This window comes from Paenibacillus sp. J22R160 (genome assembly GCF_059692135.1).
In genome coordinates this window covers 384,768-396,669 of sequence record NZ_JCAUAU010000004.1, presented here as the reverse complement: position 1 = coordinate 396,669, position 11,902 = coordinate 384,768, and the positions used below count along the sequence as shown (strand labels likewise).

Annotated in this window: 14 protein-coding genes; all 14 read left to right on the top strand. The window is 43.2% G+C overall.

Translation table 11 applies throughout. The features are described 5' to 3' along the window. The 14 genes from AC58UW_RS12515 to AC58UW_RS12450 all read left to right on the top strand — a co-directional run bounded on the left by AC58UW_RS12515 (position 1) and on the right by AC58UW_RS12450 (position 11,872). Complete coding sequence (locus AC58UW_RS12515) at positions 1-1,089, top strand: prephenate dehydrogenase (RefSeq protein WP_497420979.1); 1,089 nt, start codon at positions 1-3, stop codon at positions 1,087-1,089. A gap of 171 nt (positions 1,090-1,260) precedes the next feature. Next, positions 1,261-2,130 (top strand): polysaccharide deacetylase family protein, encoded by an 870-nt coding sequence (locus AC58UW_RS12510; protein ID WP_497420978.1) that lies wholly within the window; start codon positions 1,261-1,263, stop codon positions 2,128-2,130. Positions 2,131-2,553: 423 nt separating this feature from the next. After that, positions 2,554-3,135, top strand: a complete 582-nt coding sequence (locus AC58UW_RS12505) for an RNA polymerase sigma factor (protein WP_145655289.1) — start codon at positions 2,554-2,556, stop codon at positions 3,133-3,135. A gap of 7 nt (positions 3,136-3,142) precedes the next feature. Then, positions 3,143-3,772: an anti-sigma factor family protein gene (locus tag AC58UW_RS12500; protein WP_497420977.1), complete on the top strand. Its 630-nt coding sequence runs from the start codon at positions 3,143-3,145 to the stop codon at positions 3,770-3,772. Between the two features lie 49 nt (positions 3,773-3,821). Further along, complete coding sequence (locus AC58UW_RS12495) at positions 3,822-4,403, top strand: histidine phosphatase family protein (RefSeq protein ID WP_497420976.1); 582 nt, start codon at positions 3,822-3,824, stop codon at positions 4,401-4,403. Positions 4,404-4,542: 139 nt separating this feature from the next. Continuing rightward, positions 4,543-5,697, top strand: a complete 1,155-nt coding sequence (locus AC58UW_RS12490; RefSeq protein WP_497421197.1) for a hypothetical protein — start codon at positions 4,543-4,545, stop codon at positions 5,695-5,697. Positions 5,698-5,877: 180 nt separating this feature from the next. Then, positions 5,878-6,066: an IDEAL domain-containing protein gene (locus AC58UW_RS12485; RefSeq protein ID WP_167053825.1), complete on the top strand. Its 189-nt coding sequence runs from the start codon at positions 5,878-5,880 to the stop codon at positions 6,064-6,066. Positions 6,067-6,215: 149 nt separating this feature from the next. Further along, positions 6,216-7,259, top strand: coding sequence for an LCP family protein (locus tag AC58UW_RS12480; RefSeq protein ID WP_497420975.1), 1,044 nt, complete (start codon positions 6,216-6,218; stop codon positions 7,257-7,259). 72 nt (positions 7,260-7,331) lie between these two features. Beyond that, positions 7,332-7,763 (top strand): DUF2487 family protein, encoded by a 432-nt coding sequence (locus AC58UW_RS12475; protein WP_497420974.1) that lies wholly within the window; start codon positions 7,332-7,334, stop codon positions 7,761-7,763. Positions 7,764-8,044: 281 nt separating this feature from the next. Next, positions 8,045-8,590 (top strand): QcrA and Rieske domain-containing protein, encoded by a 546-nt coding sequence (locus AC58UW_RS12470; RefSeq protein WP_497420973.1) that lies wholly within the window; start codon positions 8,045-8,047, stop codon positions 8,588-8,590. 17 nt (positions 8,591-8,607) lie between these two features. Then, positions 8,608-9,279: a menaquinol-cytochrome c reductase cytochrome b subunit gene (qcrB, locus tag AC58UW_RS12465; RefSeq protein WP_127451419.1), complete on the top strand. Its 672-nt coding sequence runs from the start codon at positions 8,608-8,610 to the stop codon at positions 9,277-9,279. 20 nt (positions 9,280-9,299) lie between these two features. Then, positions 9,300-10,190: a c-type cytochrome gene (locus AC58UW_RS12460; protein ID WP_497420972.1), complete on the top strand. Its 891-nt coding sequence runs from the start codon at positions 9,300-9,302 to the stop codon at positions 10,188-10,190. Between the two features lie 62 nt (positions 10,191-10,252). Then, positions 10,253-10,915, top strand: a complete 663-nt coding sequence (locus tag AC58UW_RS12455; protein ID WP_497420971.1) for a DUF1405 domain-containing protein — start codon at positions 10,253-10,255, stop codon at positions 10,913-10,915. A gap of 66 nt (positions 10,916-10,981) precedes the next feature. Then, on the top strand, positions 10,982-11,872 hold the full coding sequence (locus AC58UW_RS12450; protein ID WP_497420970.1) for a sporulation protein YpjB: 891 nt from the start codon (positions 10,982-10,984) through the stop codon (positions 11,870-11,872). The last annotated feature ends 30 nt before the right edge of the window (positions 11,873-11,902 follow it).

Genomic DNA, 11,902 nt, shown 5'->3' with positions numbered 1-11,902 from the left:
ATGACGAAAATTGCGATATTTGGTGTAGGGCTTATCGGCGGTTCACTGGCCTTATGTTACAAAGGAAAACCGGGTTTTACCGTTGTCGGCCATTCTCCAAATCCGAAATCCGTTGATAAACTGCTCAAGCGGAATGTGGTTGATATTGCAACAACGAATATGGCTGAGGCGGTAGACGGGGCTGACTACATCTTTCTCTGCGTGCCAGTTGGGATGTTAGAAGAGTATGTGCAACAGTTGATGAATCTCCCGCTCAAGAAAGGCTGTATCATCACTGATGTGGGCAGCACAAAGGCATCCATTACGGAAAGTGCAGAGACTATTGTAAAAGATGGCGTTTACTTTATTGGCGGTCATCCCATGGCAGGCTCCGAACGTCACGGTGTTGAGGCAGCATCTTCGCATCTTTTTGAAAATGCCTTCTATGTGCTAACCCCAGCAGAGGGTACACCACAGGCGGAGGTTGACCGCTTAACCGAGCTGCTCAAGACGACGAAAGCACAGATCGTGCAGGTCGGTGCACGGGAGCACGATGATATTGTTGGCGCGATCAGTCACCTGCCGCACATTATTGCGGTTGCGCTGGTTAACCAAGTCAGAGGGTATAACGAAACCAACCCATTATATCAGAATCTGGCTGCAGGCGGCTTCAGAGACATCACGCGCATTGCATCAAGCGAGCCGATGATTTGGCGAGATATTCTAGTAAATAACCGGCAAGTGCTGCTCAAGCTGCTTTCGGACTGGAATCTTGAGATTTCCCGTTTCATTGAACTCATTGAGAATAGTGACGGCGAGGGGATCGTTGAACAATTCCGCATGGCCGGTGAATTCAGAAGCCAACTGCCTGAACGCAGAAAAGGGATGATCACATCTCTGTTTGATATCTATGTCGATATTCCGGATCATCCTGGTATTATTGGACAAATCACGACACTATTAGGGAATGCTAGAATTAATTTGAGCAATATCCAAATTATTGAGAGTCGTGAAGATGTGCCTGGTGTTTTGCGGTTATCATTCCGTAATCAGGAAGACGCAGATCGCGCAGCAGAACTGCTTAGCGGGCCTTACGCGGTTCATGTTTAGAATAAATTGTACACACAAATAAGCTGATTTCTCCTCTTTTAGGACGTCCCAAAAGAGAGGGAATCAGCTTATCTTGTATTCTATTGAAATTGATTCTCAAATAAAAAACTTCGTGCTATAATGACATCGTTCATATAAATATTACAAACTTCTAAGTGTGGGGCGAACGAGATGAAGCTGTGGATGATGTTAAAAAGCACGTTAATTATTATTGTTATTTTTGTTAATTTTTTCCCCTCATTTGTAAGTGCGAACAATGTCATCTACTCGAAGGAAGTTGCAGTTCTCGTGTATCATCACGTAGATGATCAGGTTGAGGGCTCAGTGACGATTTCGACCAAATTATTTGAGCGACAGTTAGGTGCGTTGCAGCGGCAAGGGTACAATTTTATTACGATGGATCAGTTCAAGAGTTTTATGAAAGATGGAGCGAAAATTCCTGATAATGCGGTTCTCATCACTTTTGATGACGGGTATGAAAGTTTCTATACGAACGCTTATCCTATTCTCAAAAAAATGCGTATTCCAGCTGTGAATTTTGTGATTACAAAAGATTTGGATAACCCGACAGCGACATTGCTGCCATCCTTGTCCAAAGATCAAATTAGGAAAATGAGAAAAGAGTTTTCAAGCATTGATTTTCAGCTGCATTCGGACCAACTGCATGCCATGAAAGATGGCAAGCCTATGTTGAACAACAAAATCACGCATAACGGTGTAACCGAGACACAGGAAGATCTCAGACAAAGAGTTATTTCAGATACCAAAACATGCATGACTAAGCTTCGAGAGTTAAATGGTGCAAAGTCTATCGACTCTTATGCATACCCGTTTGGCAGCTATGATGATTTTACGATTTCCTATCTCAATGAAGTCGGGGTTAAATATGCATTCACGACCAAAGCGGGGTTAACTTCTATACAAACGGATCCGATGCAAATACCACGTATTAATGCAGGAAGTCCTTATATTCGGCCTCATTCCATTAATAATTTGATTAATCAATCCAAAAGGCATCAACTACAACAGATCAACTCTTAATGCTTAAAAAAGACAAGGTAAACGTTTTCAAAAAAGTGTTGACAGAATGAAACCGTATACATATAATAAAAGTACAGTATGGTTTCTCTCCACTCCTATCCGATAATCGCACCATAAGTGCAGCCGCCAATTTGGCGGTTTTTTTTTGCTCATAGATACCATATTTTTCTGAAATTAATATATAATGGATAGGGTGGGTTGTTGCTTTCAACAGACAAGCTGAAATGTGAAATTTTTTCAACATTTTGTCGAATGGAGCAGGAATATCGCAATTTATCGAGAAGACTTTAATAGGTCATATTTTACATATGGATCCTTTCACATTTATTTTACAAATGAACGCAACTTTTCACTCTAACCGCAGTACAACATGTATGAGCAGTTGGAGTGGTACCCGGGAACCGTTAGGAGGGTCGCCACGTAATGACCGATTCCCAATTGATCAGAGAAATCAAGGATGGAAATGTTCAGCTTTATGACGAGCTTATGCGTCGTTACGAGCGTAAAATCCTTGCATTCATCTTTCATATGCTCAAAAGTACACAAATGGAAGCTATTGCAGAAGATTTGTGTAACGAAACGTTTTATAAAGCGTATCGCAGTCTGCACTCCTTTAGAGAGATTGAAGCATCCTTTTCTACCTGGTTGTATACAATTGCTCGGAATACCGTTTTGAGTGAGCTGCGCAAAAATAAAAGTGTTCAAGTTTCGTTAGAGCAAAGCGGATTGACGCCACATGCATCTTTTGATGCCATGCCAGAGCAAGCTATGCTGCGAAACGAGAAAGTATCCATGGTTCGAGATGCAATTAATAGTTTGCCAGAGAAACAGCGATCTGCTTTGATTTTAAGAGAGTATGATCAGATGGATTATCAGGAAATTGCCAACATTTTAGGTCAAACAGTAAGTTCGGTGAAGTCTCTATTATTCAGGGCTAGAGCATCTGTCAAGCTACAGTTGGACCCTTACTTCAGTGAACCGATATTCGAAGAATCGAAGGGATGAAACAGCGATGAAGTGTAGTGAGATCCAGGAATTATTTGGGGTGTATTGGGACTTGCCGAATGATGACCTGCGACGTACCGCGGTGGATGAGCATATTGCTACATGTGCCGAATGTGCAGAAGAATTTCAGATTTGGGAAGAAAGTACGATCCTCATACGTACTGCTGCAATCGAGAGCGAGCTTCCTGATTATGAACCGATGGTCTCAGGCAAGGTCATGAGTCGAATTTATGAGGATGAATCATGGCGTATTCCGGTTTCCGAGCGCATGTATACGATCTCTTACAAGCTTCGCCGCAATCTTACGGCTGTCATTGCTTTTTGTTTAGCGTTATTCGTATTCAGCTTTTTATTCGCAGTTGTCTATGATGGCACGCCAAAATCTTCGATAGCTGCTGCTGATAATACGTTATTCGATCTGCAAGCGCCGCAAGCCATGAAGCCGACTGGCTCTGAAACGATGAATGGTCATAAGATGGTTGATGCCGTAGCAAGTCTAAACCCTAGCTTTATGGAGCCATTGCGATTCCATGTAGGGCCGATTCATTCATATCCACATTATTTACTGGTTGTATCCATTTTGGGTTTAATTGCAACGATCATTATAATGAACTGGTTATCGCGTACAAAAGCCTAGTGCTCCGGAAGGGGCATTTTTCATTTTATTGACTGATGGAGGAAACAAAATGACAACGATTGGCTTTATCCGGCATGGAAGCACGGAATGGAATCGCTTAGGCAAGCTGCAAGGGCAGTTGGATACAGATTTGACCGATGAAGGAAGAGGACAAGCCAGGCTTCTTGGAATCCGATTATCCAACGAATCCTGGGACGGTATCATCTCTAGTGATTTGAAACGAGCAAAGGAAACGGCCCAAATCATGTCAAAGCTATCGGGAATCCCGATTATCGGTACCGATAATCGGCTGCGTGAGCGAAGATATGGTCAGGTCGAGGGGACTACTGTAGCGGAAAGAGAAGAGCGCTGGGGGCCAGAATGGAAGCTTCAGGACTTAGGCCAGGAGTCGGATGATGAACTATGGAAACGTTGGTCCGAACTAGAGGGCGAGTTGCTTGAAGCCTATCCGAATCGGAAGATATTATTGGTTTCTCACGGCGGATTCATTGTGCAGATACTCAGAGTTTTGCGTATGGATAGCGAGCAATTCCTGCAAAATACATCTCTAACCATCCTGCTGCGTCAAGAAAAAGGGTGGGAGCTGCAGTTGTACAATTGTTTATCACACTTGGAAATCGTACACGAATAAATGCCAGACAAGAAGCATGACTCTGTTATAGAGTCATGCTTTTTTTGCGTGGCTTGGAATATTTTCGGGAAAAAATCCCATAATGGTTACTAGAAACCACGGAGCTGAAAGCTTCGCCAAATGGGGGATGTAGATGGAAATGAACCTAGCGGACATGCTCAGCTACGCCGATATTCACGAGTTAGGCCGAATCGCTAACACCTATGAGTGTGAGTGCAATGGCCATTCAAAGAACGAGTTGATTCAATCGATTTTGAGCACAGCCCTGCGCAGAGAGATTTTCGAGAAGCATATTCAAAGCTTGAACTTGGAGGACATCCGATTTTTGAATTCTCTGCTCTTCGATCCTCGTAACGCATTTAGTATCGAAGAACTGATCGCTAGAGTTCAACAATCGCGGTTTCAGAAGGATGAATCGGTTGAATGGAATCCCCGCGACATGGTCATTAAATTTAAGAAACTCGGCTGGTTGTTTAATGGGTATTCCCAGCAAACGAAATTTTTGTTTCATGTACCTAATGATTTGAAACGAAAATTTAGTGATGTGCTTACTGGACAATTCAAACAAAGCTTGAGTCTGACGAGTGAGCCAAACGTTTATCGGGATGAGCAATTACTCATTATTGATGATATCTTTCATTTCTTGACGTTCATTTCTCAAATGCAGCAATTACCTCTAACAACGGAAGGTTCCGTGTACAAGAGGCAGCTTCAGCAAATGCTGGATCGTTTGTCTGTGCAGGAGGAAATGGTGTCGAAAGGATCTTGGCGCTTCGGATATGGCCGCATGTTTAAAGACTATCCGAACCGGTTTTCATTCATCTATGATTACTGCTACTACCGTCAGTTAATCAGTGAACAAGGCCAAGCACTTAGTTTAACGGAAGAAGGAAAAGCACGCTTGCTAGAAGGTAAGAAAGAAAATCTGGCAGATGTGTACAAGTTCTGGCTTAGGCTCTACAAGAACCCGATCCCCAATCTACAAAGCCTGGCAGGATGGGTTGACCGCTTATGTGGTCAGTGGGTCACTTTAGCCTCACTAAGTGAAGTGTTATGTAAATTGGTTAAGCCATTTTACTATGACAGCTCGGAATCCATCGTAGAACAGCGCATTTTACAAATGATGATGCATCTTGGGCTCATACGTATAGGAGAAGATCAAGAGAACGGCATGGTCGTACAGGTAACTAAGATGGGTTCAAAGGTGATTCAAGGTACTTTTGTTGCTGAAGAAGACAAGGTTGTCCTCTTTCTGGATCAAGAGAGCGCACGTTTTAAAGGGGATAGAAATTAGGAAGTAGTAGGTAAAGGCACATTCCTGATCAATCGGGCTTTTGAACGAAGCGCTAAGGTACGGAGTGAATATGATAAAAGTAGGAGCACACAGGGTTGGCAGACACCTAGGAACGGACTTTCATGTTTTTGCGAAAAAGAAGCTCCTGACAAACCGCGTACACATTTGGAGGTAGGTCTCATGGGAAAAATGAATGTATCTAACAACGCGCTGCTGGCACTTTTCGCGGAAATGGTTTGGGATGATGCCATTCGCAAATATAAAGAACAGAATCTCTATAAAGAGATTGATCTTGCGTTAGCTAAAGGGGATCAACCGACATTCCTTGCTCTTACATCTGAGCTTAAAACATTGCAATCTTCAGGATAATGATCGTGGTGGCAGCCACAATAGGGACGAAAGACATGTGAAACCATTTCACATGTCTTTTTTTGCTGGAAAGATGATAATAAAGAACCATTTTGTTTCTTCGTACGTCGATTTAGTAGACTATATTGCGACGCAAAAGGAGAATACAAATGAGAATGCTCGTGAAAACCATGCGGAAACGGAAAGTTTTGTCAACGTTTCTACTATTAACCTTAATCATTGTCGGAGCTGCATCCGGCTATGTCGCTTTTCTGATGAATAAATGGAACCATGCCTTGGATCAAATAGCCGCTCCTACCGTGCCTACAACGAATGACAACTATACAAGCAATTATCCGGCTTCACAGACATCTAACACTTCAAATACGGCTGAAAATGATGAAAAACCGCTTACCATGCTGCTTACGGCTGTTGATGAACGGTCGGGAAGCCAAGGATCGCTGAATACGGATGTTATGATGCTTTTTCGCGTGGATCCAGTGACTCATCAAGGGACAGTCGTATCGATCCCTAGGGATCTTGAGATTGCTGCTGAAAAGTCCGGTTTAGAAACATCCCATAAAGCTAATTATTTCTATGCTTATAATTATAATAAGAACAAAGAAACGGCCCTTGATGAAACGAAGCAGCTGTTCAGCAGGGTGTATCAAGTTCCTATTGATCATATGGCTGTAATTAATTTTGATGGATTTCGCAAGCTTATTGATCAACTAGGCGGCATGACAGTAGATGTTGATATGGATATGAAATACCAGGATGAAAGTGACGGAACAGATATCGATCTGAGAAAAGGTACGCAACTCTTAAATGGTAAACAAGTGCTTGATTATATCCGCTATCGCAAATCGAATCTGGGTACAGCGGAGTCGTCGGATATGGAGCGGAACCAACGCGAGCAGTTTGTGCTCAATGAATTGCTTGATAAATTAACTTCACTTAATGGCGTAACCGCATGGGGGAAGGTGCTTGATATTATGGGAAGTTCCATTAAGACGGACATCCCAGCGGACCAACTTCGATATTTAACCAAATCGTACCGTGATTATAAGCCTGCTAATGTGCAGTATATTCATCTGGATGGCACATGGGAGAGTCCTTATCTAGTCGTGAAACAGCAGGATTTAGAGGAAGCGCTGGAAGCATTGCGCGGGCAAACGGACAGTTCAATTGACAGCCATTTGCAGACAGATTAAAGTGTACAAGAAGCGATGGCTATTGCTACATAGCAAACGCATTTTTGGTAAAAGATAGAGGGGGAAGCACGGTTGAAGTTTAATGAAATTTCTGCGCAAGATTGGCACGATTTAAAACCATACTTGGACACATGTTTGCTGCCAGTAACAGGGTTGACCGGATTCGAAGACCCAGCTCAAGTCACTTTGGCTCTGGAACAGCTCCGAGATGCACTAGAAACCATCGAAATTCCATACAAAGGTAGGGTAGTGACGTACCCAGCGCTTCATTATATGACAGCGGTGAGCATAAGGGACCAGCTAGAAGCCCTTTCCCTTCATTTAAAAAGAATGGGATTCCGCTATGTCATTGTACTGACCATACATACGGATGCTGCAAACTGGAAAGCAGATCAAACCGATTTGTTGATTGCTGTCGATATGGAGCAATGGTCAAGTCAATCCGAACAGATCAAATCAAGTATTTCTAAGCAAGTCCAGCACTTATGGCAGCATAGTGATTAACTTTAACTGTTAAGCGTATTATTGGAAAAAAAAATGTGCAGGATAAGGGGAGTAATGGCGTACATTGGCTGCCAAAAAGTTGTGACAATTTCGTTAAAATTTGTCCGAACGCCAAGTTTTCAATGGCTCAAAAGGAGTTCTGGATTCTTGACGACCTAGTAGTCGTAGGATATTATTAGTAATGTCCTAGTTATGTAGTGTAATGTCGAACGACACGTGATAGAGGTAACTGACGTCCGAGAGGGTTGGACATCGGCCAATGTAGGAGGGTAGACCTGAGAATGAGTGATCATAACAATCACAATGAAGAACAGCATGGGAAGAAACCCGGGACTAAACGCGAAATGTCTCGTCGACAATTTCTATCCTATACCCTAGGTGGCGCTGGTGGATTCATGGGGGCCGGCATCATTATTCCAATGATTCGGTTTGCGGTAGATCCTGTACTTCAGAAGAAGTCAGCATCAGATTGGGTTAAAGTTGTCGAAGAAAGTAAAATTACAAATGTACCACAATCATTTACGTTCCAAGTTCATCAAGTAGATGGTTGGTACGAAAGTGACGCTGAATTGGTTGCGTGGATTTCCAAAGATGGCAGCGGCAAGCTCTTTGCACTAAATCCTACTTGTAAGCACCTTGGATGTACGGTCAATTGGAACGATAACCCGGCTTACAAAGATCAGTATTTCTGTCCTTGTCATGGTGCTCACTATACGCAAGATGGTAAAAACCTTGCTGTAGCGCCAAAACCTTTGGATGAATACACAACCAAAGTTGAGAATGGGTTCGTTTATGTGGGACAACTGCATGCTAACACAAGAGTATAAGGAGGCGTCACAGTCAGATGTTTAAAAACGTATACAACTGGATTGACGAACGTCTTGATATTACGCCTATGTGGAGGGATGTAGCAGATCATGAGGTTCCAGAACACGTAAACCCTGCTCATCATTTTTCCGCTTTCGTGTATTGCTTCGGCGGATTGACGTTTTTCATCACAGTCATTCAAATCTTGTCAGGTATGTTCTTAACGATGTATTACACACCTGATATCATCAATGCTTATGCAAGCGTTGACTACTTACAACATAAAGTAGCTTTCGGTGTTATCGTCAGAGGTATGCACCACTGGGGAGCTAGTTTAGTTATCGTAATGATGTTCTTACATACCCTGCGCGTGTTCTTCACAGGTTCTTACAAAGCACCACGTGAAATGAACTGGGTTGTAGGCATGCTCATTTTCTTCGTTATGTTAGGTCTAGGTTTTACGGGATACCTGCTTCCATGGGATAACAAAGCATACTTTGCTACACAAGTAGGTATGAAAATTGCAGCGTCCGTACCTCTAGCAGGTCCGTACATTGAAACATTGCTGCAAGGCGGAAGCATCGTTGGTGCGCAAACACTAACTCGTTTCTTTGCCATTCACGTGTTCTTCCTGCCTGGCGTTCTGCTCGCTTTGCTTGCTGGACACTTCTTCATGATTCGCAAACAAGGTATTTCCGGACCGCTATAAATTAGGGAGGGGCGAATAGCGTGGCGCATGGTCATAAGTCTGACGAGAAAATCGTTTACGTAGGGGATTCCCGCGTAATTAAGAAAACACAAGAACAAAGATTAATTCCTCGCGATTACTCTGCGTATCCGGGAAAATCGGAAGCCTTTATTCCAAACTTCTTGTTAAAAGAGTGGATGGTAGGGGTTGTTGTATTAGTCGGTATGTTAGTGTTAGTAATGTCCGATCCGGCTCCGCTAGGTTATCCTGCGGATCCTAAAAATACGGCGTTTATTCCGATGCCTGACTGGTATTTCTTGTTCATGTATCAATTATTGAAATACCCGTATACATCCGGGGATTATGTAGTTCTTGGAGCGGTTGTAGTACCTGGTTTACTGTTCGGCGGTTTGCTGCTTGCTCCATTCTTGGATACAGGTAAAGAGCGTCGCTTCTACAGAAGACCAATTGCTTCAAGCTTGATGATTTTATCTCTAATCGCTTGTACATACTTGACGTACACATCTTGGGATCACTACCAATTTGAGTTGAAAGAGAAAAACATCATTCCTGAGCACATTAAGCGTGAAGAAGAAATGCACGCTAACAAAGGCGCAGCTGCTGGCGGCGGCGCAACCAAGGATACGAAGAAAGCTCCTGCTATCGTAGCAGCAGATGATCCGGGTGCTGAAATTTACAAAAAAGCAACTTGCTTGTCTTGTCATGGTGCTGGACTCAAAGGTATGCCGGCTTCAGGCGTACCGGCGCTGCTTGGTGTAGGTGACAAACATCCACAAGATGAGATTTTGAACATTATCAAAAACGGTAAGGGTAACATGGGTAAACAATACCAAGCCAACATTGATAAAGGTTTAACAGATGCCGATATCACGAAGCTTACTGAATGGTTATCCAAACAAAAGGCCCAATAAAATAGGGAAACCTGATCGCGAAAGCGGTCAGGTTTTTTTAAATCACCGGAGGAGGAACTTCCTTGCATCAAGGCGTGTCCATTTCTTATTTTTGGAGTAAGGATTTCTTATTAAGCAAAAAGATGCTGTGGCTGTTTTTCATTACGAATCTGCTTGGGACTATATATGGTTATGAGTGGTATTGGCTGCAAATGGAGGACACAATAGCCGAATTTCCGCTTTGGTACGTATATTTTGTACCCGATAGTCCGACAGCCAGTTTATTCTTCACTTTGACAGTTGGTTACTTGATTACAGACCGTTCTTGGGGCAAACGAACCGGGAAAGTTTACCAAGCCATTAGAGCCTTTGTAGAAGCCTTTGCTCTTATCACATCATTTAAGTATGGCATTTGGGCAGTTACCATGATCTGGGCAGGCGCTTGGCAAGGAGTTCCCGTTGGCTGGGATGGTTGGATGCTTACATGCTCGCATTTGGCAATGGCAGTGGAAGCGCTATTATTCGTTAGATGGTATACCTACCGGATTCCTGCCATCCTACTCGTTATGTGTTGGACGCTTTGGAACGACTTCATGGATTACGAACGAGGGGTATTCCCTAGATTGCCTGAAGTGCTTGTAAACAACTACTATAGAACCATAGAAGGGTTTACAATCAGCTTAAGCCTTATAGGTATTTTGATAGCATTCATCTGTTTAGGTTTGCGTCAGAAGAAACAACGATAATCACATAACCGATGGTCTAAATTGGGACGAACCTCCATATGATGATGGTGAAGGGGGGGATGTCCCATGTTTATGTTTACCGGGGGAATTAAACGGCTGACGGTCACGCTTTTGCTGGCAGCAGTCGTAAGTATAAGCTCTGCCTGCGCAGCTAGCACCAGCACGATTGGACAAGCCGCTAAACCAGTAGATCCAGAACAGTTGAAGCGGGTTGAGTTTTTGAATCAAATTGCCGATGAGATGTACAAGCAAACGATGGACGGTCAAGTGCTTGAGGCGCGGAATAAGCTGATGCAGATGTCAGATCAAATTCCAAAGATACAATTTGAAGGAATTACATCCGTAGAGGGGCTTAACGCGTTAACGGAAACGATTACGCAGGCCAAGAGAGTCTATAATGCCGCGAGCTACTCACCGGAAGAAGCTCAAATGGCTGTAGCCAAAATACGTCTCGCAACGGATGCCCTTACTCATAAAAATCAGCCCATGTGGCTGCAATATTATAAAGTGCTGCAAAATGACACGGCTGCATTAACTCAGGTTGTAAAAGCTGGGAAGCAGCAAGAGAGCATTGCGGGCTTCGGGAAGCTTTCTCAGCATATTGCTATTATTCATCCTTCTTTATTGATTAGCCGGGATGCTTCCTCTGTCGAAAAGCTTGATTCAATCATCATTTTTTTAAGAAAAAATATAACGAGTGAGCCGATGATAGGCCGTCAAGTGGAAACAGGACTGGACCATTTAGGTCAGGTACTTGATGAATTGTTTTTAAAAAATAAGGATGCGATTGCTTTTGTCCCCATAACCGACCCTAAGCATCCGATCATCTGGTCTGCAGGGATTGGACTTATCATTGTTAGCGTTTTATCTTTCGTGGGCTGGCGTATGTATCAATCCGGTCGGCATATCGTCCCAATCAAGCAATCGCGAACACGGGAAAAGGAACTTGGCGATTAATATAAAAAGGTTGAGCAGATGTCATCATCT